This window comes from Mycetocola sp. Y171 (assembly GCF_056713165.1).
The window spans coordinates 247,176-270,230 of sequence record NZ_JBWYGX010000002.1 but is presented as its reverse complement, the minus strand read 5'-3'; the positions used below and the strand labels follow the sequence as shown (position 1 = coordinate 270,230).

The following is a 23,055-nucleotide window of genomic DNA, read 5'->3' as shown; positions in this document are numbered from 1 at the left end:
ATGAGCCGCGTGCTCGTCGTCGGCAGCGGGATCGCCGGACTCACGACAGCGCTGTCCGCCGCTTCACGCCACGAGGTCGTCCTTGTCACCAAGTCCACTCTGGGCCAGAGCAACACCCGCTACGCGCAGGGTGGCATCGCCGGTGTGATGTTCGCGGACGACAGCGTCGATGCGCACATCGCCGACACCCTGTCAGCAGGGGCCGGGCTGTGCGACGAGGACGCCGTGCGGGTGCTCTGTGCGGAGGGGCCCGACCGGATCCGTGAGCTCATCGGGCTCGGGGTCGAATTCGACCGCACGGGAGGCGATTTCGCCCGCGGGCGTGAGGCTGCCCACTCCTACCCACGCGTTCTGCACGCCGGCGGCGACGCGACCGGCGCGCGGATCGAGGCGGCACTCGTGGCACGCATCCGCGAAAGCGGGGCCGAAATACTCGAGGACACATTCCTCATCGACCTCACTCTCGAAGCGGGACGTGTCTCCGGTGCACGACTCCGGCTGGCCGACGGCACCGAGCGCACTGTCGACGCCGATGCGGTCGTTCTCGCCACGGGCGGCGCCGGGCACCTGTACCCGTACACGACCAATCCGTCTGTCGCCACGGGCGACGGGGCCGCCGCCGCGCTTCGTGCCGGTGCGGCGCTGGCGGATCTCGAGTTCTACCAGTTCCACCCCACAGCGCTCACGACACCCGACCGTTTCCTCGTCTCAGAGGCGGTTCGCGGAGACGGCGCCGTGCTGAGGAACGCCGACGGCCACCGGTTCCTCGAGGCGATCCACCCCGACGCAGAACTCGCCCCGCGCGACGTGGTCGCCAGGGGAATCGCCTCCGAGATGGCCGCCCAGGGCGGGCTTCCCGTCGTCCTCGACGCGACCGCGCTTGGAGCGGACTACCTGGCCGAGCGGTTCCCCGTCATCGACCAGGCCGTGAGGGCATCCGGAATCGACTGGTCGCGCGAGTTCGTCCCGGTCAGCCCGGCCGCGCACTACTGGATGGGCGGTGTCGTCACCGACCTGTGGGGTCGCACGACGGTGCCAGGACTCTACGCCGTCGGCGAGGTGGCCCGCACGGGCGTGCACGGGGCGAACCGCCTGGCCTCGAACTCGCTGCTCGAAGGCGCCGTCTTCGGGGCCCGCGCCGCAAACGCGCTCGACACTGATACCGGCAGGGACTGGCCGGTCGCGGCCGTCGACACGGTCACGCTCCTCCCCGATCCCGCCGTTGACGCTCCTGAATTCTCACGCGACGCCCTTCAGCACCTGATGTGGGACGAAGCCGGGCTCCTCCGCAACGGCGCCGACCTCCGCCGAGCCGCCCGTGTTCTCGGGGCCTGGGCTGGTCGCGCGTTGCCCGCCGACGGCATCCGTTCCCTCGAGGATCGCAACCTGCTCGCCCTTGCCGTCGAGCTCGTCCGCGCAGCCATCGCCCGTACCGAATCGGTCGGAGCGCATGCGCGCTCGGACTTCCCCGCACAGGTCGCAACGCCGGCCGAACCCCGAGAGGTCGTCACCGCATGCTGACCCGCCCGTTCATCGATCGCGTCGTCGGCGCCGCCCTCGAGGAAGACGCCCCGTGGGGCGATCTCACCAGCTCGACCCTCATCCCAGAACAAGCCGTCGCGACCGCGGATCTCACCGCCCGCCAGGACGGAGTCTTCAGCGGTGGTGACGTCTTCGAGGCCGCATTCCGGCTGGTCGACCCCACGATCGAGGTCAACCTGCTCGTCGCAGACGGCGATCGGTTCGCGCGCGGGGACCGGCTCGCGACGGTGACCGGACCGGCCCGCGGCATCCTGCAGGCCGAACGGATCGGCCTCAACTTCACCCAGCGGATGTCGGGAATCGCCACGCTCACCGCGCGATACGTCGCCGCTGTGGCCGGCACGAAAGCGCGCATCGTCGACACTCGCAAGACCACACCGGGGCTCCGCGCGTTCGAGCGCCACGCTGTGCGTTCCGGGGGCGGCCACAACCACCGTTTCTCGCTGTCTGACGCCGTGATGGCGAAGGACAACCACCTCGCCGTGCTCACGGCGGGCGGCCTGTCCGTGACCGACGCACTCCTCGGGGTCCGTGCCCGGCTCTCGCACACCACCCACCTCGAAGTCGAGGTCGACCGACTCGACCAGATCGACGCCGTGCTCGCCGCCGGGGTGGATACGATCATGCTCGACAACTTCAGCCTCGACGACCTCCGTACCGGCGTCGACCTCATCGCCGGGAGGGCGATCGTCGAAGCCAGCGGCAACGTCACTCTCGACACGGTCGGTGCCATCGCCAGGACCGGCGTGGACGTCATCTCGTCCGGCGCGCTCACCCACAGCGTGCCGTCGCTCGACCTCGGGCTGGACGTGTCGATCAGCGCACCGCAGGAACCCTGATGTTGTACCTCGACCACGCCGCGACGACACCGGTTCGCCGGGAAGTGCTCGAGGCGATGTGGCCGTACCTGACCGGTGAGTTCGGCAACCCGTCCAGCCACCACACGGTCGGTGAACGGGCGGCGGTCGCCCTCGCCGACGCGCGCAACCGGGCAGCTGCCGTCCTCGGCGTGCGCGCGGGAGACGTCGTCTTCACGTCGGGCGGCACAGAGGCGGACAACCTCGCAGTGAAGGGCATCGCACTCGGATCGCCTCGTGGCAGGCATCTCGTCACGGCGGCCACCGAGCACGAGGCCGTGCTCGAGTCCGTCGACTACCTCAGGCGTCTGCACGGCTTCGTCGTGACCCTCGTCGATCTCGAACCGGACGGCACCGTCACGGCCGAAGCGCTCGACGCGGCGATCCGCCCTGAGACCGCCCTGGTCACTGTGATGTACGCGAACAACGAGATCGGCACGGTGCAGGACCTCGCGGCCCTCGGTGCCGTGACGTCAGCTCACCGCGTGCCGTTCCACACCGACGCCGTCCAGGCCGCCGGCTGGCTCGACCTCCGCGTGTCGAGTCTCGGCGTCGACGCCCTATCGCTCGCCGGGCACAAGATCGGAGCGCCGAAAGGCATCGGCCTGGCGTGGCTGCGCGGCCGCATCCCGATCGAACCGCTCGTGCACGGTGGCGGGCAGGAGCGCGGTCGCCGCTCAGGCACCGAGAACGTCGCGTCAGCGGTCGGCCTGGCCACCGCGCTGGAACTCGCCGAATCCGAACGGACGGATGCCGCGGCGCGAGTCGGCGCGCTCCGCGACGAGGTCATCGCGCGAGTCCTCCACGACGTCCCAGACGCCGTCCTCACCGGGTCGGCGACGTCGCGGCTGCCGAACTCGGCGTCGTTCTGCTTCCCCGGCACGAGCGGCGAGGCGATCCTCCTGGAGCTGGAACGACGCGGAGTGGTCTCATCGAGCGGATCGGCCTGCGCGGCAGGAAGTGATGAGCCGTCACACGTCCTCACGGCCCTCGGTGTGCCCGCGGACCTGGCGAGGACAGCGGTCCGCCTCACTTTCGCCGCCGACCTGACCCGCGAGCAGGCGGACTCCGCCGCCGACGCTGTTGCGGCATCCGTCGCTGCTGTCTCCGCCCTCGGCTGAACCGGATTGCTACAGCGAAAACGGGGACCTTCCGTTCGCCTCTGCTCGGGCGTACGGTGGCGTCATGGAGATCAATTCATCCGAGCGGAGGCCGAAACGGCCCGGGGTGACGAGCGCGCTGAAACTCGATGACTCGACGGCGACCGAGAGCCTGGAAACCACTCGGCGCGACCTGTCCGAGCTGCGCAAGCCGCACAGCCCGGTTGAAGGCCTGCTGCCGCACCTGGCCCAATTGCGTGGAGGCGAAGCGCCCCCGCCTCCCTGATGCGCGGCGATGACGACTCCGGTCAGGACCGGAGGACCTTCCACGCGAGCAGGTGCTCGACCGTGATCCCCTCGTAGCCCGGCAGAGCACCGAAGGCGCGTCGCACTTTCGCGGTTTCCGCCTCGAGGACCGCCCGGCCCTCGTCGAAGAAGGTGTACTGCGCACCACCCGCCACATCGGGCGTATCCGTCTCCACTCCGATCGAGAACGGGGTTCCGGATGCCACGGCGGCTCGCACAGCGGGAGTGGCCAGTTCCACGATTCCCTCCTCCCCGCCGGCGTGGTCGGAGAACGCGACGATGGCCACGGTGTCGATTTCGGCGACGAGCCTGTCGAAGACGGTGCCGGCTTGATACGGCATCCGTGCCAGCCACCACGGCAGGTCCAGGCCGAGCTGCAGTGCACCCGATGCCGACCGGGCAGAGTCGAGCAGCCGGAGAAACCCCTCTGTGAGCTTCTTGGGTTCCATCGGTTCGGTCCTTCCGGCCCACGGTTCGACATTCAGCTGAACGGCGGGGAAGCCCTCCGTCGCGCGGGCATCGCGGATCCACTGTGCGGCGAGCCGCGGGTCGCGGAACCACGGCCGGTCACCGCCCAGCGCGGAGACGCGAACGCCCTCGGCGGTCAGCCCATCGACCGAGGCCGAGAACCAGCCCGCCATTGCACCGGTGTGCGTAGCCCAGGGTGCGTTGCAGAACACCCGCCGGAGATGGTGCTGTCGGGCGAAGGACGCGATCTCCGCTGGGGCGAGATCGGCCTGTCCGCGACCACGCTCGTCGACGGCTGGGTCCACCGAGTTGCCCCAGGCCCATGTTCCGGTGATCGCCGAGGCGTCAGGAGTGTCAGTCACGAGGACCCCATCGTCGGGCACAGGAGGCTCAAAAGCAAGGCTCTGTCGTGAATGCCCGGATGTTCCTATCGTGTGGGGATGACTTCAGACAGCTTCGACACAGATCCGCACGACCCGACTGAGTCTCCGCGGGAAGTTCCCGGCTCTCCCGACTCGCCCGATGCGCCGCTCACGTCAGCCGGAGAGCGCTCGGACACGATCGAGGAGGACGAGGACGGCGGCGTCCTGCCCATCGCGGAACCGACGGCGGATGGCGCCCCCGCTCCGTGATCGTCTCCCAGCAGGACCGCGTAACCTGAAGGTTGCGGTCGCGGTTCTTCGTGGCCAGACGAAAGGCTGCCCATGGACACCATCGCGCTCAAACGATTCGTCGTGGCTGCCGAGGAGCTGCACTTCGCCCACGCCGCCAAGTATCTCGGCATCCCGCGGTCGACGCTCATCGCGTCGGTCCGCAGCCTCGAGGACGAGCTCGGCACTCCCCTCTTCGACACGGGTGCGTCGACCACGACCCTGACCGCAGCAGGGCGGGTACTCCTCGCCGAGGAGCAGCGCAAGGCGGATGCCACGGCAGCGTCGGTGCAATTTCGTCCCCAGCCGGCCGGCGGCAAGGCGAAGGCGAACAAGGGCAAAGGGCGCGCGCCGGCCGTGAAAGGGCAGCCCCGCCCAGGAAAACGGCGGCAGTCGCGCTGAGCCGGCGAGGAATCTTCAGCCGCCTAGGCTGTCAGGCATGATCCAGTTCGCTCTCCGGCCGGCGCCACGCACCTCGATCCCCCGCGCCATCGCGCGCCTCGCGCTCGGGGCCTTCCTGCTGATGGCCGGTATCAGTCACCTCACCTGGAGCCGGGAGGCCTTCCGGGCCCAGGTTCCGACGTGGCTGCCGCTCGACACCGACTTCGTGGTCCTCGCCTCCGGCGTGGTCGAAATCCTCCTCGGGCTCTCACTTCTCCTTCTGGCTCGTTGGCGGGTTCCGGTCGGCTGGATCACTGCGGCCTTCTTCGTCGCGGTGTTTCCCGGGAACATCTCGCAGTTCACCACCGGCACCGACTCGTTCGGACTCGACACCGACCTGGCACGCGGCATCCGCCTGCTGTTCCAGCCGCTTCTGGTGATCTGGGCACTCTGGGCCACCGGCGCCTGGCGGGCCTGGCGGGAGGCGAGGGCCGAACGTCGTAACCCGGCGGACGAGACAACGGATTCCGCACGACGCTAGCGTGGACGGCATGATCATCGACGTACCGACCTCGCTGGGCCCCGGCCGCCTGACCGTCAGCGAAGCCGCTGAGCCGAGGGCGCTCCTGTGGCTCGGACATGGGGCGGGCGGGGGCATCGGAGCCGCGGACCTGACGGCTCTCGCCGGCGCTCTCCCGTCGCGTGGGATCACTGTCGTCCGGTATGAGCAGCCCTGGCGGGTGGCCGGCAAGAAGGTCGCGTCCCGCCCGGCGACGTTGGACATCGCCTGGCGGGAGACCGCGCCGGTCGTCGCAGGGTTGGCCGCAGGGGTGCCTCTCATCGTCGGCGGTCGAAGCGCCGGCGCGCGGGTCGCCTGCCGGACAGCCGCGGAGCTCGGTGCTGCCGGCGTGGTCTGTCTCGCCTTCCCGTTGCATCCGCCCGGGCGACCTGCCGTGTCGCGAATCGAGGAGTTGCTGCAGGCGACAGCCCCTGTACTCGTGCTGCAGGGCGATCGCGACACCTTCGGGACCGCGACGGATGTGGCCTCGGATGCGGCCGGTCGCGACAACATCCGCGTCGTCGAGGTGACCGGTGCCGACCACGGAATGAAGGTGCTGAAAGCGTCCCCGCTGACCGCCGGAGACGTTGCCAGGCTCGTGACGGCATCCGTCGTCGAGTTCGTCGATGGCTTACCCGGCTGAGTTCTCCGGACGGACGGATGCTGGTGTCGCCGCCTGAGCCGACGACCTACGCCGCGCGGACCTCGATCTCACCGGGCAGAGCGCCGGCGACACCGAAGACGAGCTTGCGGTTCGCGACCTTGTCGCTGAAGAAGCGGTCGTGACTGACCACGACCACTGCGCCAGGGAAGTGCACGAGAGCCCGCTCCATCACCTGGGTACTGGCCATGTCGAGGTGGTTGGTCGGCTCGTCGAGGACGAGCACAGACGCACCGGACAGCAGGCACTGGGCCATGGCGACGCGTGCCCGCTGTCCTCCGGACAGGGTGCCGATGCGCTGCTTCAGCTCGGCCTCTGAGAACTGGAACATCGCGAGAAACCGCCCGACCGACTTTCGCGTGGCCGCGAAGGCGAGGCTGCCGGGCATCGCGTTGACCGAGTGGGTGATGGTGTCTTCGTCGTCGAGTTCGGCGAGAACCTCGTTGTACGACACCACTCGGGCACCGCTGGCCCAGACCGCTTCGCCAGAGTCCGCCTTCTCCTGGCCGGTCAGCACACGCAGGAGGGTCGATTTGCCGCTGCCGTTTGCACCGATCACGACGATACGGTTACCGCGTCGGACCTCGAAAGTGAGGTCCGAGAAGAGCTGTTTATCTCCGTAGGCCTTGGACAGTCCTGACACGCGGCACAATATGTCCTTGACGTGGAGGCCGCCGTAGATCTCGGTGATGATCTGGTCGACGGGCCGAGGCGCGCGGGATTTCTTGATGCCCGACAGCTTCTTGTCGAGCCCGCGACTCGCGGCCTTCGCGGCCTCGCGACGGTCGGCGATGCCCTCCGCCTCGAACGCCAGCAGCTCTGACTCATGCACGAACTGCTGCTCGAGGGTCTTGAGCCTGAACTGTTTCTGCACCACGTACTCGGCGAAGTTGCCCGGGTACTCGTGCAGGTGGAAGTTCTCGAGTTCGACGATGCGGGTGACCACGGAGTCGAGGAACCGCCGGTCGTGCGAGACGATGATGGCCGCGCCGCGGAAGTCCCGGAACCAGGCTTCGAGCCACTCGACACCCGCGACGTCGAGGAAGTTGGTCGGTTCGTCGAGGAGAAGCACGTCAGGGCGCTCGAGCACGATCTTCGCCAGCGCGGCGCGGTTGCGCCATCCGCCGGACAGCTCGTCGATCGGGCACACCCGGTGCGCGGCGTCGAACCCGAGTCGGGTCAGGGCCTCGTCGATCCGGCGCGTGTAGTCCCATCCGTCGAGCCGGTCCATCTCCTCGAACAACTCACCCTGACGGCCGACCAGTGCGTCGAGGTCAGCGGTCGGGTCAGCGGCGATGGCCGCGTCGATTCCGGCGAGCTCCGCTTCAACGGCACGGATGTCGCTGAAGACGTCGTCGAGGACCTCGCTGATGGTGGCAGACCCGTCCAGCTCGGAGAACTGCGAGAAATAGCCGAGGCGGATGCCATTCTCCAGCGCGAGCGTTCCGGCATCCGGCGTCACCTGCTCGAGGATCAGTTTGATCAGGGTCGTCTTGCCAGAGCCGTTGCGGCCGATGAGACCGACCCGGTCGCCGGTCTCGAGCCGGAAAAAGGTGTCACGGAGCACCGGAGTGTTCTCATAGCGGACGGTGACGTCGTTCAGCCGGATCAGGCTCATGCCCATGTCCTCCTCAAGGATCGTGTCGTTGAGGAGGAAGTACCTGAACGCTGGAGCACCTCCACCGTAGCCGAACGATCTGCGACCCGCGTCCAGCGGGTCACGCGACCGGGGCTACGACAGCAGCTTCGCCTTCGCGGCGGAGAATTCTTCGTCGGACAGGATGCCCTGGCTGTGGAGTGCGGCGAGGCTCTGGAGCTGCGCCATCATGTCGTTCCCGCCGCCGGCGGGCGGTGGAGGCGGAGGCGCCTGTTGCGCATACTGCGCCGCTGCTTGCTGCGCAGCGGCGTCGATCTGAGCCTGCTGCTGTTGCTGCGCCCACGCGTCCGCCTGGGCCGCTTCCTGCGCCTTTGCCGCTTGGCGGTTCTGCATTCCACCCGACACCGCTGTGGCGGTTCCAGCCACGACCGCGGTCGTCGCCGCCGCACGGATCAACCCTCCGCGCCTCCGTCGACCCAGCATGATTACACTCCTTCGTTCGTAGATTCGGCGCTCATCGCCGCAACCAATTCGTTGACGACGGGCGCGGGAATCTGTTCGGTGTGAAGCACCCGGCCGCCTGCTGAATAGAGGGTCTGCGCGAATTCTTTCGCCCATCGGTGCTCGACCACGAGGATCGCAGCCGATGTTCCCGGTTCGATCGCACCGGCCAGGTCCTCCACGTCTTCTTCTCCGGCAAGCCCGACTTCGACGATCTCGAGCTGACCGAGGCCGTACTCGTCTGCGACGGTATCCAGCTCGATCACCCGCAGTTCGTCATCAGCAGACCGCGAGACGAAGAGGAGATCGAGCAGCCTCACCGTGTCTGCCTGCACGAGGTCGACGATCGCGTCGAGCACGGTTGTACCGGGCCGGTCACCGTCGAATCCGATCAGATAGAGCTCCACCGGCCCGTACTCAAAATCCGACATGATCTGCGCTCCACCTTCTCTTTGTTTGCATGGGTCCGCGCGACACCATCGCTTTCTCGAAGCGTAGGCAGACGCAGCGGACGGAGCCTCACCCGCACCGGATGATGTCGGCCGGATTTCAGGATTACCGGGTGCCGGGTGCCTGCGTGCCTGCGTGCTGGGTGCTGGGTGGTGGGTGGTGGGTGCTGATCAGGATGCACGCGATGCGTCAGTGGATCAGCACCTTGAGAAGGATCATCGCAACTCCCATAAGTGCCGTGCCCAGACTGCCCAGGATGCGAATACTCAGCTTTGCCCCTCGGACTGCGAAGACCCGGTACCCGACAACGGCAAGGATTCCGACTCCCAGCCACAGGGCTGTCCAGACCGCCGCGTCGTCCGAGATCGCCTCGAGTGCGCCGAGGAGCAACACGATCGACGGCGCGATGGCGGCAGTCAGGAAACCGACGGACCGGCGGAGTGCCCTTCTGAACGCCTCACGCAGCGTCGTCTCGTCCCCTGCGACTGTGTGATAGCTGGCCACCGTTCCTGCGTAGAGGTGCGCGATCCAGAAGACAAGAACTGTGCCGAGTACTGCCTCGAGCGTCTCCCACGCGCTTGCCCCCGCACCTCGTGAGACGACGATCATGCCTCCGACGAGCACCGTTCCATAGACGGACTCTTCGCTGATGAGGTACTGCCGAGGCTTCCTATGCAGGTGCTCATGGTGGTGATGCGTCGGTTCCGACATCAGAAGTTCCCGATACCTTTGCCGATCATCACCACTCCGATCACAAGGAGAAGCACAGCCATCACGGTCGCGTTGTTGTGAACGAGCCACCCGCGCAGTTGCTCGAGGGGACCAGCCATACGCTTCGCCGCGATGAGATAGGCGATCACCGGAGTGGCGACCGAGCTCGCTGCGATGACGACGAACACGAGGATGGCACCTGTGGTCTCCCCCGGGGTCAGCTCGCCGGTGCCGATGATCACCCCTGCGCCGGCCGCCATCAGGAGGTTCTTGGGATTCACCGCAGCCAGCAGGAAGCCCAGGCCGAGGCTTCGTGCCGGAGTGATCGTGTCGATCGCGGCCATCCATTTCGGCAGCGCCGACTCCTCACCCGGTTTCGGGCGGCTCCGCCATTGTTTCAGGGCGAGGAAGAGGAGCCCGGCGCCGAGAAGAATCTTGATGGTTCCGGCGATCGGCTTCGAGGCATCCGAATCCTGCTCAGGGATGACCGACGACACGAGGGTGAAGACGACGACGCCGACGATGATGCCGAGAAGCCAGCCAACGAGGAACCCGACGCTCGCTCCTCGAGCCTTCGGCGCGAGCAGCATCAGAATCGCCGCGATGATCGGGATCGGACTGATCGCAATACCGAGTGCCAGCGGCAGGATGTCTCCGATTACTGATCCCACAACCTTCCCTCCGTGCCGTCGAGGCCCACGCGTCGCCCGGTCCCGCGGGGCTGGTCGGTTCAGGCTATCCAGCGGGAATTGCCGCCGACTCATCCGGAACGGGTGAGGACCCTCGTCGGGCACGGATTCGCGTCTCATCTCTTCTGCGTGAAGTCGTCACTCGGGGGTGGCAGACGATCTTTGGCCGGGTCTATGCTGCAGCGATCCAAGGGGCTTTGAGCTTCGCTCACGAATGGAAGATTGACATGCCAAAACACGACCGCCACGCCCGCTCCATGCTGCCGATTCCGGATCGGCCAGCGCCAGGTTTGACCACGTACGACGCGAAGGATCCGGATACGGCCTATCCCCCGATCGAGCCCCTGCTCCCACCGGACGGTGCCCCCAACGTGTTGATCATCCTGGTCGACGACGTCGGCTTCGGCGCATCGAGCGCCTTCGGCGGACCCTGCCACACGCCGAATGCCGAGAAGCTCGCTGCGGGTGGCCTGAAATTCAACCGGTTCCACACGACAGCGTTGTGTGCGCCGACGCGGCAAGCGATGCTCACCGGCAGGAATCATCATTCGGTCGGGATGGGAAGCATCACAGAAAGCGCCACGTCGGCGCCCGGCAACAGCTCACTCCGTCCCAATACCAAAGCGCCCATCGCGATGACGCTCAAGCTCAACGGATATGCGACGGCGCAGTTCGGAAAGTGCCACGAAGTCCCGGTCTGGCAGTCGTCGCCCATGGGTCCCTTCGACGCCTGGCCATCAGGTGGTGGTGGCTTCGAGACGTTCTATGGCTTCATCGGGGGCGAGAACAACCAGTGGGAACCTGCGCTGTACGACGGCACAACACCGATCGAGCCGCCGGCGACCGCCGAGGAGGGTTACCACCTCACCGAGGATCTGGCCGACCACGCCGTCAGCTGGATCCGGTCGCAAAAGGCGCTCATGCCTGACAAGCCGTTCTTCGTCTACTTCGCGCCGGGAGCCACGCACGCTCCACATCACGTTCCTTCGGAATGGCCGGCGAAGTACAAGGGCAAGTTCGCCGACGGCTGGGACGCCCAACGCGAATCAACGTTCGCTCGGCAGAAGGAGCTGGGTGTCATCCCGGCCGATGCCGAACTCACTCCACGGCACAAGGAGATCCCCGCATGGGATGACATGCCCGCCGAACTCAAGCCGGTCCTCGAGCGGGAGATGGAAGTGTATGCCGGGTTCCTCGAGCACACCGACCATCATGTCGGGCGAGTGATCGACGCGATCGAAGATCTTGGAGTGCTCGACAACACGATCATCTACTACATCATCGGCGACAACGGCGCGTCTGCGGAGGGCACCGTCAATGGTGCCTTCAACGAGATGGCGAATTTCAACGGAATGGCGGCGCTCGAGACCCCGGAATTCATGGTTTCCAAGATGGAGGAGTTCGGTAGCCCCAGCTCCTACAACCACTATGCGGTCGGCTGGGCGTGGGCGATGGACACGCCGTTCCAGTGGACCAAGCAGGTGGCATCGCACTGGGGCGGCACCCGGAACGGCACCATCGTCCACTGGCCGAATGGCATCCAGGAGAAGGGCGGATTGCGGTCCCAGTTCACTCACTGCATCGATGTCGCCCCCACGATCCTCGAAGCGGCCGGCCTGCCAGAACCCACAATGGTCAACGGTGTGTTGCAGACGCCGATGGAGGGCACCAGCATGCTGTACGCCTTCGGCGATGAGGCGGCCGAGGAGCGCCACTCCCTGCAGTATTTCGAGATGTTCGGCAATCGAGGGATCTATCACAAGGGCTGGAGCGCGGTGACGAAGCACCGCACACCGTGGGAGATGGTCGGGGGCACCGTCGTGCCGTTCGATGACGACGTGTGGGAGTTGTATGACGGGAGCACCGACTACAGCCAGGCACGCGATCTTTCCGCCGAGCAGCCGGATCGGTTGCACTCTCTTCAGCGCCTCTGGCTGATGGAGGCGGTCAAGTACAACGTGGTCCCGATCGATGACCGCCTCTCAGAACGGTTCAACGCCGAACTCGCCGGCCGACCGACTCTGATCCGCGGGAACTCCCAGCTGTTCTTCCCGGGGATGGGACGCCTCTCAGAGAACAGCGTCGTCTCCATCAAGAACAAGTCCTTCTCGGTGACGGCTGAACTGGCGATTCCCGAAAAGGGTGCCAGCGGTGTGGTCATCGCCCAGGGCGGCCGCTTCGGCGGATGGAGCTTGTATCTCTCGAACGGAAAGGCGAAGTTCGTCTACAACGTGCTCGGCATCAGAGAATTCGCCACCGAAGCCGACAACCCCGTTCCCGCCGGGACCCATCAGGTGCGCATGGAGTTTGCGTACGACGGTGGCGGTTTGGCGAAGGGCGGCGACGTCACGCTGTACTACGACGGCACCGCCGCCGGCACCGGCCGGGTGGACGCGACGCAAGCGATGGTCTTCTCGGCCGACGAGACCACCGACATCGGGTACGAATCCGGTACGTCCGTCAGCCCCGATTACGACCTGCACAGCAGCCGGTTCACCGGGAAGATCAACTGGGTGCAGATCGACGTCGGCGACGACGACAACGACCATTTCATCGACCCGGACGAACGCATGCGTGTCGCGATGGCGAGGCAATAGGCGGCGGCCGTCCCCCAGCGCTCTAGTGTGCGTCGTCGACGAGCTTCAGGCCGACGATGCATCCGATGAGCCCGAGAAGCAGCGCGATCTTGATCCAGGAGATGCTCGCATCACCGGTGATCATCGACCACGCCACGGTCAATGCCGCGCCGATGCCCACCCACACCGCGTAGGCGGTGCCGATCGGGATCTCACGCATGGCCCACGCGAGACCGCCCATGCTGACGGCGAGAGCGACGCCGAAGATTACCGACGGCCAGAGCTTGGTGAAGCCCTCGGATTTGCCCAGAGCAGTCGCCCAGACGGCTTCGAGGATTCCGGATGCAATAAGAATGACCCACGACATGGCTGTTCGTTCCTGGCCAGTCTTGTCGCGTTCCGGGTACTGATCCCTCGTCCGGGGCCGCATCCCGCGGCCTTCAATCAGGTTAGCAAGGATGGGTGTTTTTGGCCCGTTTGCTCCGCATTTGCACAGGGAGCGAAGCTCCCTCCAGTGCCTGACGTGAATCATCCCGATCGGGTGATGATTCGGGGGGATGCCGGAGGGAGCCTGTGCATGCGCGCGAAATTCGCGCTGATCGAAAATCACCCAAAGGATTGGCGAACATGGCTGACAGTGACGTGGACAAACTGGGACCGGTGGATTTTCTCGTCATCGAATTTCCGGCAGACCGGGCGAATTTCACGGGCGAGATCGCTCAGGAACTGGTGAAGCTGGTGGACGCAGGCACGATCAGGGTGATTGACATGGTCATCCTTTCCAAGGACGACGACGGAAGCGTCGAGGCGATGGAATTGTCGGATCTCGGCGATCTCGGCGCTCTGGTCCAACTCGAAGCCCAGCTCGCCGAGCTGCTCGCGGCCGAGGACGTGGACCGGCTCGCCAACGCGATGGAGCCGGGAAGCGTAGCCGGTGTTCTCGTCTATGAGAACCTCTGGGCGGCGCCCTTCGCGTCGGCGGCGCGGCATGCCGGCGGTCAACTGATCGCCAGCGGACGAATTCCTATCCAGGCGATCATTGCCTCGGTCGAGGCCGATGAAGCTCGCGAGAAGACAGGAGCATGAGATGCCTTTGAGAGCTGCACGAGTCGGACGGGTGGGCGTCGTCGGCGCTCCGGTAGCCCGCGCCGCTGTCGTGGGAGCCGCGGTCCGCCCCGGCCCTGCCCCGGTCGCAAAAGCGGCAGTGGTCACGGCAGCCGTCACACCGGGGCGGCGTCGCCGTTTCTAGACGGGACCGGGTCCGAGTGCGCTGGAATCGTTCTCAGACACGGCCGGGCGTCTCAGCCCAGCTGCGCCGTCAGCGCGCCTGCTTCCGAGGCCAGGGTCACAGACGCCGTGTGTCCGTCCGACCGCACGACGTAGTCGCCGAGGAACCCCGAGAGCGACAGCCGCCCGTCGGCATCCGTACGCATCGGAGTTTCTGGCAGCCACCACTCGCCCTTGATCAGTGACCGCAACGCCTCGAACGACGGCTTCGCCGAACCGTCGGCACGGACGAGGCCTCCCGGCGCGCCGAGCCAGGCGCCGTCATCCGTGATTCCCCAGTAGGTGATCGCCTCGACCGCCGGATGCCCGACGAGCGAGCGGTAGTGGCGGACGATCTCGTCGGCCTGGCGCTCCTCGCCCTCCGGCGTCGACGGCCACGACGGGATCTGATAATCGTTGAGGTCAACGATGTCAGCCGGCATGAGGTGACCGGAGAGGATCGTCGACTCGGTCAGGTGCAGGGGCAGCCCGAAACGGGCGAAACGGTCGACCGTCTCGAGCATGGCTTCCTCGCCCCAGTAGCCCTGGTGCATGTGAGTCTGAAGGCCGATCGCATCCACGGTGATCCCCGCGTCGAGGACCGCCTCGATCAGTGCCTCGTATTCACTCGACAGGTCGAAGTCGTTGAGGATCAGTGTGGCCGACGGGTTCGCCGCCCGCGCCTCCTCGAACGCCAGCCCCACGATGGGAACACGCCCGATGCTTCTGGCCAGCCGGGAGATGCCGTTCTCCTCTGCCGTGAACACCGGCATGATGACGACCTCGTTGATGGCATCCCAGGTGTCGATGACGCCGGCGAAGTCGGTGACTTCACGTCGGATCCGCGCCCGCTGCAGTTTCTCGATCTCGTCGACTGGCACTGCGGCGAGCCATTCGGGAGCGAGCGTGTGCCAGGTCAGCGGATGCCCCTTCACCGTCACTCCCCGGTCGGCGAACCACTTCGCCGCGGCGAGGAGACGCGCGGTGTCTGGGTTGCCCTGAACCGGCTCGAACCCCCGCCAATAGAACGGCAGGGTCGCGGTGTTGAAGAGCTCCAGCCACTTCGCGGACAGATCGGCGAGCCCGTCGAGCGACGCACCACCGAACGTCGCTTCGTTCGCCGGGTCTCGACCCGTTTCACCGTTGGCGAGCGGGATGAAATCGAACCCGATGTTGCCGAAGGCGAAGGCGTGCCGCTGCTGTTCGACGGTGACGGTCGCATCACGAACCCGCTCACCGCGAGCGTCGAGCACGGTGACCTGGGCGGTCGCGCGTCGGTGGTCGACGCTCACCCGGTGTGCCGCGCGATCTCGTCGATACTCGGGTGGAACGCACGGTCGAACCCAACCCGGCGCGTGTCGCCGGTCAGCCGAACGGAGTGCGAGATTCGGATGTCGGTGCTCGACGCTCCGAGCCCGACCACGATCTCGCCCGGCTCGACGACGCGCCGTCCGTCTCGCCCGGTGAAGCTCGTGACATCGGCGGGGACGTGGATCGAGAGGTCGACCGATTCCCCGGGCTCGAGTTCCACACGGTGGAAGCCGACGAGACGCTGGACCGGCCGGACCACGGATGCGACGGGGTCATGGACATAGACCTGCACGATTTCGACGCCCCTCCGCTCCCCTGTGTTCTGGACCCGCAGGCCCACGGTCGCGACACCGTCGACGGAGATCGTGTCAGGGCCGTGGTCGCGAGCGCTCCAGGCGAAGTGCGAGTATCCGATGCCGTGACCGAACGCGAACGCCGCGGTCGGGTCGATGCTCGACACGCTGTTCGAGCGGGCGAGAGGCGCGGCGAGGTACGTGGACGGCTGCGTACCCTCAGAAGCGGGGATGCTCACCGGAAGACGGCCGCTCGGGTTGACCCGACCGGAGAGGATGCCGGCGAGTGCACCGGTTCCTTCCTCACCTGCGAAGAAGGCCTGCACGATCGCCGCGGCACCGGTGACGGCGGATCCGAGAGCGTACGGCCGGCCGGCGAGCAGGGTGACGACGGCGGGGGTCGACGATGCGAGGACCGCGTCGAGCAGATCCTGCTGGGCGCCGGGCAGACGGAGCGACTCGACATCGCATCCCTCACCGCTCGTGCCGCGGCCGAAGAGCCCGGCCCTGTCGCCGAGCGCGACGATGACGATGTCTGCCCGATTGGCAGCATCCACCGCGGCGTCGATCCCGGACGTCTCTCCCCCGTCGATCGTGGTGCCGACGACGTACTCGATTTCAGCCCCGGGGAACTCGGCACTCAGGCTCTCCAGCAGGGTCGGCAGCTCGATTCCCATGGCCGAATCGGGATGCTGGACGCCCACGTGGGCAGGGAACGAATAGCAACCGAGAACGGCGAAGGGATCGTCGGCTGTCGGACCGACGACGGCGATGCGCCGCGGCGAGGCGAGCGGGAGGGTGCCGTCGTTGCTCAGCAGGACGATCGACTGTTCAGCGATCTCGCGGGCGACGGCGCGGTTGCCGGCATTGTCGAGGTCGATGGTCCCGCGAAGCGCTTCGGCGTCATTGACGTTGACGCCGTTCAGGGCGTCAGGGGTGGCATCCCAGTCGAGGTCGAGCAGACCGAGCTCGACCTTCTGACGCAGCACGCGACGCACGGCGCGGTCGATGACGGTTTCGTCGAGGTCCCCGGATCGGATCGCTTCGACGAGCGGCTCACCGAAGGTCTTCACGGTAGGGAGTTCGACATCGACACCTGCGGTCAGCGCGAGCGCCGCAGCCTCGCCCCAGGAACCGGCGACCCGGTGGAGCATTTTGAGAAAGGCGATGCCGAAGTAATCGGCGACAACGGTTCCGTCGAAGCCCCAGGTGTCGCGCAGCAGCCCGGTGAGAAGTGACTCGTCAGCGGCCGACGGCACGCCGTCGATGTCGGTGTACGAGTGCATCACCGAACGCGGCTTGCCCTCCCGCACGACCATCTCGAACGGCGCGAGCAGCACATCGGCGAGCTCCCGCGGGCCGACCGAGACAGGAGCGAGGTTGCGCCCGGCCTTGGACGCCGAGTAGCCGACGAAGTGCTTGAGGGTTGCGATGATCCCGGCCGATTCAAGGCCGCGGACGTAGGCGGTTCCGATCGCGCCGATGAGGTACGGGTCTTCTCCGATGGTCTCTTCGACGCGACCCCAACGGGCATCCCGGACGACGTCGAGCACCGGAGCGAGGCCCTGGTGGATGCCGACTGAGCGCATGTCGGAGCCGATGCGGTGTGACATCCGTTCGATGAGGCGGGGGTTGAACGACGCACCCCATGCCAACGGCACCGGGTATGCGGTTGCCCCCCACGTCGCGAATCCGGCCAGGCATTCCTCGTGGGCTACGGCGGGTATGCCGAAGCGATTGGATGCCGCGATCCGGCGCTGGCTGCGGAGGAGCGACAGGGCTCCGAGAGCCGGGTCCACCGGTGCGGATCCGAACGGCCGGGTCAGCTGACCGAGACCGTTCGGCAGGAGAGCATCGAGGTCGACGACGTCGTCCATGTCATGCTGGTGCGGTGCGACGTCTCCTCCCTCACTTGAGGCGCCGACCCAGACTCCGAACAGCTGGGCGATCTTCTCCTCGAGGGTGAGTTCGGCGAGAAGTGCTTCGACCCGGTCGGGACCGGATGCGGTGACGTCACGCCACGCAGGCGCGGTTGTAGTCGGTGTCGTGGTGCTCAAGGGAGGTCCTAACCTTTGACGGCGCCAGTGAGTCCGCCGACGATGCGGCGCTCGAACAGCGTGAAGAAGATGAGTGCCGGGATCATCGAGAGCGAGGTGAACGCGAGCACCTTGGCCGTGTCGACCGAATACTGCGAGGCAAACGCCTGGACGCCAAGCGGCAGTGTGTACGTCGACTGGTCACTGAGGATGAACAGCGGCAGGAGATAGCTGTTCCAGCTCGCCACGAAGGCGAGGATGCCTGTCGTCACCACGCCGGGCAGGGATAGCGGAACGACCATCCGGAAGAAGAAGCCGAGTCGGCTGGTGCCGTCGATCGACGCGGCCTCCTCGATTTCATCGGGGATGGCTTTGAGGAAGGGCACCAGGATGATGATCGTCACAGGGAGGCCGAAGGCGATCTGCGGGAGGATCACGCCCGCCAGGCTGTTCATCAGGCCCAGGTCCTTGACGAGGATGTAGAGGGGTGTGATCGCCACGGTCATGGGGAACATGAGCCCGGCGGCGAACAGCGAGTACATCGCTCCCCGACCGGCGAACCTGTATCGAGCGAGGATGAAGCTCGCCATGAGACCGAGTACCACCACACCGAGTGTCGTGGCGATCCCGGCGATTGCCGAGTTGCCGACCTGCTGCCAGAACGTGGAGCTTGCGAGCACCTCGGCGTAGTTGTCGAATCGCCACGGGTTCGGGAATCCCGCGGGCGAGTTGGTGATCTGCGAATTGTCGCGGAACCCACCGAGGATGATGTAGATGACTGGTCCGAGACAGAGTGCGATGAAGACAAACGCAATGAAGTAGGTCGCCGGGCTGCCCCACGGCTGGCGGCCACCTGGTGGACGCTTTTCGCGAGGGAGCGCGGGGGCTTCGAGAACAGTCATCACTTCTTTCCTTCTGTGAGAGCGCCGGCTGTGTCACGTCGAAGGACGAACCGCTGGTAGATCAATGCGATGACGAGGGAGATCAGGAACATGACGACCGCGACAGCACTGCCGTAGCCGAAGTTGCCCGATGTGCGTCCGTTGGCGACCATGTAGGTGGCCATCGTGGAGGTTCCAGCCGTCGATGCGACGTACTGACCCCAGATGATGAAGACGAGGTCGAACAACTGCAATGAGCCGATGATCGAGAGGAACGCCCAGATCCGGAGGGTCGGTCCGAGGAGGGGCAGAGTGATCGTGCGCTGAATCTGCCAGTAGCTGGCTCCGTCGATCGCAGCCGCTTCGAACAGTTCGTCGGGAATGCTCTGCAAACCCGCGAGGAACAGGATCACGGCGAAGCCGATGTACTTCCACGAAATGATGACCATCAGAGACCAGATGGCGATGTTCGGATCCGAGAGCCAGTCGGCCTGGAGTGCGCCAAGTCCGATGCTCTCGAGAAGTGCGTTGACAGCACCTGAGGTCTGGAGCATGAGGCCCCAGCCGATCCCGACGATGACCTCGGAGATGATGTACGGGACGAAGATGAGGACGCGGATGAGCGAACGGCCTCGGATCTTCTGGTTGAGCAGGAGTGCGAGGATGACCGCGATGGGTCCCTGGATCACAAGTGACAGCACCAGGATGAACCCGTTGTGGCGCAGCACGTCGTGGAACGCAGGGTCCTGGAAGATGATCATGTAGTTGTCGAAACCGACGAAGTCGGTGGCTGGCCCATAGCCCTTCCAGCGGAAGAAACCGTAGTAACCGGCGAGGATGACCGGGAAGATCACGAAGCCGACGAAGACGACGATCGCTGGTCCGGCCAGGACCGTGATTTCGAGGCGCTTGCGCCAGTCAGTTTTACGCCGTCTGGGCCGCGGTGCGGCAGGGGACGACGCGCGTGCGCCATCCCCTGCCGTAACCGTGGCCTGCGGCGGCTGCTTGTCGGTCATTGACGAAGCACCCCCTGCAGGTTCAGTCATTATCTGGTGCTATCCCTTTGCTGCTGCGTCGTTCACAGCGGAGACGATGTCTTCAGCGGTGCCCTGACCGGCGAACAGGTCGACCACACCCTTGTTGAGCGCGTTTCCGACGTTCTGTCCGAACAGCGTGTCGAGCCACACCGTGACGTACGGCGCCTCGTTGTAGGACTCGATGATGGAGAGCAGCGCAGCGTCCTTCACGACGCCCTGAGCCTCCTGGTTGGCGGGAATCGTCTGGAACGCCTCCGCGTAGCCTTCCTGGTACTCCTTCTGCATGAAGAAGTTCAGGAAAGCGCTGCACTCTTCCTTCGGGGCCTGTGCCGAGCAGGTGAAACCGTCGACGCCGCCCATCATTGCGCCAGGCTCGCCCTCGCCACCGTCGACCTCGGGGAACGGGAACCAGCCAAGGTCGGGCAGCGGCTTCTCGTCAGGGGTCAGCGAAGCGATGACACCCGGGTTCCACGCACCCATGAGTTCCATGGCTGCCTTGTGGTTGGCGATGAGGCCTGCGGAGCTACCTGCACCCTGCTGCGCCGAGGTGGTGAGGAATCCGTTGTTGAACGGCTCGGTCTCGACGAAGTCTGCGAGGTTTTCGCCAGCCTCCAGCCAGCACGGGTCGTCGAACTTCATGGTTTCGGCTGCCGTGTTGAGGGTGTCCTGCGAGCAGGCCCGAACCGCGAAGAAGTAGTACCAGTGCGCTGCAGGCCAGGCATCCTTCGCCCCGACGGCTATGGGGTCGACACCTGCACCCTTGAGCTTGTCAACGGCTGAACCCAGCTCGTCGAGGGTCGTCGGCGTTCCTTCGACACCTGCTTCAGCGAAAAGGTCCCCGCTGTAGTAGATGCCGCCGGGCAGCACGGCCGTCGGCATTCCGTAGATCTTGTCTTCGATTGCGAAGGCGCTCAGCACGCCTTCCGGCACCGCGGCCTTGGTGGAATCGTCGACCAGGTCGGTGATGTCCATCGCCTGTCCGGCCGCCACGACGTCGGCGAGCTTGCCGCCACCACGTGCCATGAAGATGTCGGGAGCGTCACCGGAGTTGAGCGCCGTCTGGAGCTTCCCATCCATTTCTTCGTTCTGGATGGACTGGACCTTGATCTTGACGCCCGGGTTCGCCTCCTCGAAGTCGGCGACCGTTGAGTCCCAGTAGGCCTTGCCTGCGCCGGTTGTCGAGTTGTGCCAGAACGTCATGGTGACATCGCCACCATCTCCGCCCTGGTCACCCGAACTACAGGCTGCCAAGCCTGCGAGCGACACTGTCGCGACAGCTCCCGCCGCGAGCAGCTTTTTGATGCTGCGTTTGTTCATCGTTGAACGCCTCTCGAAAGTTTCGACAACCACGTCGAAAGTGATTAGGATGGTTTGAGCCTAGGCATTTGCCTGGCGAAGCGCAAGTTGTCTCAGACAACAAATAGGGATTGGTTTCTCCATGGCCGACACCGAACACAAGGTGAAGCTTGCTGAATTGGCCGATGAGGCGGGTGTTTCGCTCTCCACGGTTTCGAAAGTCCTCAACGGACGATCCGATGTTTCTGCCGGAACGAGGGCGAAGATCGAGAAAATTCTGGACCGCCAAGGGTACAAACGACGGGCTGGACTCCCCAATCGCGGCACACTGATCGAGCTGGTATTCCCGGAACTCGAGACGGCATGGGCGATGGAGATCATTCGTGGCGTCGAAAATATCGCCCGTGCCAACGGGCTCAGTGTCGTCCTCACTGAGTCCGGTGACCGCCACTCCCCCTCCGCGCCGTGGATCACCGGCGTGCTGCGACGTCGCCCGGTCGGGGTCGTGCTCGTATTCTCCGATCTGGCCGCCGAGGCGAAAGCGAAACTGCGGTCACGCGCCATCCCCTTCGTGATCATCGACCCCGCAGGGGACCCCGCACCCGACGTCCCCTCGGTCGGATCCGCGAACTGGTCCGGCGGCCTCGTCGCCACCCGTCACCTCATCGAGCTCGGACACACCAGAATCGCAGCGATCACCGGCCGTGACGACATGATGTGCTCGTTCGCCCGCGTCGACGGCTACCGGTCAGCCATGAACTCGGCCGGCATCGAGATCGACGATCGATTCGTACGTTTCGGAAACTTCCAGGTCGACGGTGGCCGCAGCATCGCGCTCGAACTACTCTCGCTTCCCGACCGCCCCACGGCGATCTTCGCGGGAAGCGACCTGCAGGCACTCGGCGTGATCGAGGCGGCCAGGACACTCGGACTCCGCGTTCCCGACGACCTGTCGATCGTCGGCTACGACGACCTGCAGCTCGCACAGTGGTCGAGCCCAGCGCTCACGACCGTGCATCAGCCGCTCACCGCCATGGCGGAAGAGGCGGCTCGACTCGTCATCCGGATGAGCGAGACGCCGCTCGACTCCGCCCCGCGGATGGATCTCGCCACGCGGCTCGTCGTCCGCGAGAGCACGGCGGCACCCGCTTCGGTCTAGTCGCCTCAATCGAGACTGCAGTAGTGGCTCTATCTGGCGAGGTTTTCGAGCCACTGCTGCACTCTCGATCGTTCGACGCGCCCTCTTCCCGCCGAGTGATCGTTGATGGCACGATGGACGCGCGTCCACAAGGACGGACGGAGGCGGATGTCATGACCATCGAGGTGAGACCGGCCCACGACTTCGACGACATGGCGACCATGTTCGCACCGAAGAAGCCGGAGTCCTCGGTCTGCTGGTGCCTCTCGTGGCGGTTGAGTGCGAAGGAGAACCGGGAGCTCAAGGGAACACAACGGGCGGACAAGGTCCGCGAGCTCTGTTCGCGGAAGCTTGCGCCGGGCGTTCTCGCGCATCGGGACGGCGAGGTGGTGGGCTGGGCCGGAATCGCGCCGCGCGCAGACCTGCATCCGTTTGCGAACTCGAAAAAGATTCCTCACATCGACGACATCCCGGTGTGGTCACTGTGGTGCATCCGGGTTCGGCCCGGTTTCCGAAAACAGGGCATCACCGAGGCGCTCATCGAGGGCGCAGTCGAATATGCACAGGCATCCGGAGCGCCGGCGGTCGAGAGTTACCCCGTCGACAACGCCGGTGAACGTGTCGATCTGACGATGGCGTTCGTCGGCACGCGCAGCATGTTCGAGCGGGCGGGCTTCACGAAGGCCGCCGACACCGACTCGATCGCGGGCGGATTCCCGCGGATCCTGATGCGGCGGAGTCTCGTCTGA

At 65.8% G+C, this 23,055-nt stretch carries 24 protein-coding genes and 1 riboswitch; of the genes, 12 read left to right on the top strand and 12 right to left on the bottom strand.

Going from position 1 to position 23,055, the window contains the following annotated elements:
* From nadB to AC1M2K_RS10900, 4 genes are all read left to right on the top strand, one after another.
* A complete protein-coding gene (gene nadB, locus AC1M2K_RS10915; protein WP_480241002.1) occupies positions 1-1,521 on the top strand; it encodes an L-aspartate oxidase in 1,521 nt (506 codons plus the stop codon).
* Positions 1,515-2,381 (top strand): carboxylating nicotinate-nucleotide diphosphorylase, encoded by an 867-nt coding sequence (nadC, locus tag AC1M2K_RS10910; protein ID WP_480241001.1) that lies wholly within the window; start codon positions 1,515-1,517, stop codon positions 2,379-2,381. Before nadB ends, nadC begins: the two co-directional genes overlap by 7 nt.
* Positions 2,381-3,520, top strand: coding sequence for a cysteine desulfurase family protein (locus AC1M2K_RS10905; RefSeq protein WP_480241000.1), 1,140 nt, complete (start codon positions 2,381-2,383; stop codon positions 3,518-3,520). The genes nadC and AC1M2K_RS10905 overlap by 1 nt, the downstream gene beginning before the upstream one ends.
* 64 nt (positions 3,521-3,584) lie before the next feature.
* Positions 3,585-3,785 carry a hypothetical protein gene (locus tag AC1M2K_RS10900; protein ID WP_480237087.1) on the top strand — a complete coding sequence of 67 codons (201 nt, stop codon included), beginning with the start codon at positions 3,585-3,587 and terminating at the stop codon, positions 3,783-3,785.
* Between the two features lie 22 nt (positions 3,786-3,807).
* On the opposite strand, the gene AC1M2K_RS10895 is transcribed toward AC1M2K_RS10900, so the two are convergent.
* Positions 3,808-4,635: a hypothetical protein gene (locus AC1M2K_RS10895; RefSeq protein ID WP_480240999.1), complete on the bottom strand. Its 828-nt coding sequence runs from the start codon at positions 4,633-4,635 to the stop codon at positions 3,808-3,810.
* 78 nt (positions 4,636-4,713) lie between these two features.
* On the opposite strand from AC1M2K_RS10895, the gene AC1M2K_RS10890 reads away from it, so the two are divergent.
* The 4 genes from AC1M2K_RS10890 to AC1M2K_RS10875 all read left to right on the top strand — a co-directional run bounded on the left by AC1M2K_RS10890 (position 4,714) and on the right by AC1M2K_RS10875 (position 6,506).
* Positions 4,714-4,905 (top strand): hypothetical protein, encoded by a 192-nt coding sequence (locus AC1M2K_RS10890; protein ID WP_480240998.1) that lies wholly within the window; start codon positions 4,714-4,716, stop codon positions 4,903-4,905.
* A 72-nt stretch (positions 4,906-4,977) separates the two neighbouring features.
* Complete coding sequence (locus AC1M2K_RS10885) at positions 4,978-5,325, top strand: LysR family transcriptional regulator (RefSeq protein ID WP_480240997.1); 348 nt, start codon at positions 4,978-4,980, stop codon at positions 5,323-5,325.
* 37 nt (positions 5,326-5,362) lie between these two features.
* Positions 5,363-5,845 carry a DoxX family protein gene (locus AC1M2K_RS10880; protein ID WP_480240996.1) on the top strand — a complete coding sequence of 161 codons (483 nt, stop codon included), beginning with the start codon at positions 5,363-5,365 and terminating at the stop codon, positions 5,843-5,845.
* A gap of 10 nt (positions 5,846-5,855) precedes the next feature.
* Entirely contained in the window at positions 5,856-6,506 is a 651-nt protein-coding gene (locus AC1M2K_RS10875) for an alpha/beta hydrolase family protein (RefSeq protein ID WP_480240995.1), read from the top strand.
* 46 nt (positions 6,507-6,552) lie between these two features.
* On the opposite strand, the gene AC1M2K_RS10870 is transcribed toward AC1M2K_RS10875, so the two are convergent.
* The 5 genes from AC1M2K_RS10870 to AC1M2K_RS10850 all read right to left on the bottom strand — a co-directional run bounded on the left by AC1M2K_RS10870 (position 6,553) and on the right by AC1M2K_RS10850 (position 10,454).
* Positions 6,553-8,142 (bottom strand): ABC-F family ATP-binding cassette domain-containing protein, encoded by a 1,590-nt coding sequence (locus AC1M2K_RS10870; RefSeq protein ID WP_480240994.1) that lies wholly within the window; start codon positions 8,140-8,142, stop codon positions 6,553-6,555.
* A 114-nt stretch (positions 8,143-8,256) separates the two neighbouring features.
* The gene (locus AC1M2K_RS10865) at positions 8,257-8,604 is read right to left on the bottom strand and encodes an SHOCT domain-containing protein (protein WP_480240993.1); all 348 of its coding nucleotides are present in this window, start codon (positions 8,602-8,604) and stop codon (positions 8,257-8,259) included.
* Positions 8,605-8,606: 2 nt separating this feature from the next.
* Positions 8,607-9,053: a DUF6325 family protein gene (locus AC1M2K_RS10860; protein ID WP_480240992.1), complete on the bottom strand. Its 447-nt coding sequence runs from the start codon at positions 9,051-9,053 to the stop codon at positions 8,607-8,609.
* A gap of 208 nt (positions 9,054-9,261) precedes the next feature.
* The gene (locus tag AC1M2K_RS10855; protein WP_480240991.1) at positions 9,262-9,783 is read right to left on the bottom strand and encodes a hypothetical protein; all 522 of its coding nucleotides are present in this window, start codon (positions 9,781-9,783) and stop codon (positions 9,262-9,264) included.
* A complete protein-coding gene (locus AC1M2K_RS10850) occupies positions 9,783-10,454 on the bottom strand; it encodes a GAP family protein (RefSeq protein ID WP_480240990.1) in 672 nt (223 codons plus the stop codon). The genes AC1M2K_RS10855 and AC1M2K_RS10850 overlap by 1 nt, the downstream gene beginning before the upstream one ends.
* A gap of 245 nt (positions 10,455-10,699) precedes the next feature.
* Between AC1M2K_RS10850 and AC1M2K_RS10845 the strand changes: the two genes are divergently transcribed.
* Entirely contained in the window at positions 10,700-13,069 is a 2,370-nt protein-coding gene (locus AC1M2K_RS10845; protein ID WP_480240989.1) for a sulfatase-like hydrolase/transferase, read from the top strand.
* Between the two features lie 22 nt (positions 13,070-13,091).
* On the opposite strand, the gene AC1M2K_RS10840 is transcribed toward AC1M2K_RS10845, so the two are convergent.
* Positions 13,092-13,415 carry a DMT family transporter gene (locus AC1M2K_RS10840; protein ID WP_480237099.1) on the bottom strand — a complete coding sequence of 108 codons (324 nt, stop codon included), beginning with the start codon at positions 13,413-13,415 and terminating at the stop codon, positions 13,092-13,094.
* A gap of 11 nt (positions 13,416-13,426) precedes the next feature.
* Positions 13,427-13,491: riboswitch (guanidine-III (ykkC-III) riboswitch) on the bottom strand.
* Between the two features lie 184 nt (positions 13,492-13,675).
* On the opposite strand from AC1M2K_RS10840, the gene AC1M2K_RS10835 reads away from it, so the two are divergent.
* Positions 13,676-14,134 carry a DUF6325 family protein gene (locus tag AC1M2K_RS10835; protein WP_480240988.1) on the top strand — a complete coding sequence of 153 codons (459 nt, stop codon included), beginning with the start codon at positions 13,676-13,678 and terminating at the stop codon, positions 14,132-14,134.
* Between the two features lie 215 nt (positions 14,135-14,349).
* On the opposite strand, the gene AC1M2K_RS10830 is transcribed toward AC1M2K_RS10835, so the two are convergent.
* Genes AC1M2K_RS10830 through AC1M2K_RS10810 form a run of 5 tightly spaced genes read right to left on the bottom strand, consistent with a single transcriptional unit; the run spans position 14,350 to position 21,189 of the window.
* Positions 14,350-15,606, bottom strand: coding sequence for an endo-1,4-beta-xylanase (locus tag AC1M2K_RS10830; RefSeq protein WP_480240987.1), 1,257 nt, complete (start codon positions 15,604-15,606; stop codon positions 14,350-14,352).
* Entirely contained in the window at positions 15,603-17,975 is a 2,373-nt protein-coding gene (locus AC1M2K_RS10825; protein WP_480240986.1) for a beta-xylosidase/alpha-l-arabinosidase, read from the bottom strand. Before AC1M2K_RS10825 ends, AC1M2K_RS10830 begins: the two co-directional genes overlap by 4 nt.
* 8 nt (positions 17,976-17,983) lie before the next feature.
* The gene (locus AC1M2K_RS10820) at positions 17,984-18,856 is read right to left on the bottom strand and encodes a carbohydrate ABC transporter permease (protein WP_480237104.1); all 873 of its coding nucleotides are present in this window, start codon (positions 18,854-18,856) and stop codon (positions 17,984-17,986) included.
* On the bottom strand, positions 18,856-19,851 hold the full coding sequence (locus tag AC1M2K_RS10815) for a carbohydrate ABC transporter permease (protein WP_480237105.1): 996 nt from the start codon (positions 19,849-19,851) through the stop codon (positions 18,856-18,858). Before AC1M2K_RS10815 ends, AC1M2K_RS10820 begins: the two co-directional genes overlap by 1 nt.
* Before the next feature lie 39 nt (positions 19,852-19,890).
* The gene (locus AC1M2K_RS10810) at positions 19,891-21,189 is read right to left on the bottom strand and encodes an extracellular solute-binding protein (protein WP_480237106.1); all 1,299 of its coding nucleotides are present in this window, start codon (positions 21,187-21,189) and stop codon (positions 19,891-19,893) included.
* A gap of 121 nt (positions 21,190-21,310) precedes the next feature.
* Between AC1M2K_RS10810 and AC1M2K_RS10805 the strand changes: the two genes are divergently transcribed.
* Entirely contained in the window at positions 21,311-22,327 is a 1,017-nt protein-coding gene (locus AC1M2K_RS10805) for a LacI family DNA-binding transcriptional regulator (RefSeq protein ID WP_480237107.1), read from the top strand.
* 152 nt (positions 22,328-22,479) lie between these two features.
* The gene (locus AC1M2K_RS10800; RefSeq protein ID WP_480237108.1) at positions 22,480-23,055 is read left to right on the top strand and encodes a GNAT family N-acetyltransferase; all 576 of its coding nucleotides are present in this window, start codon (positions 22,480-22,482) and stop codon (positions 23,053-23,055) included.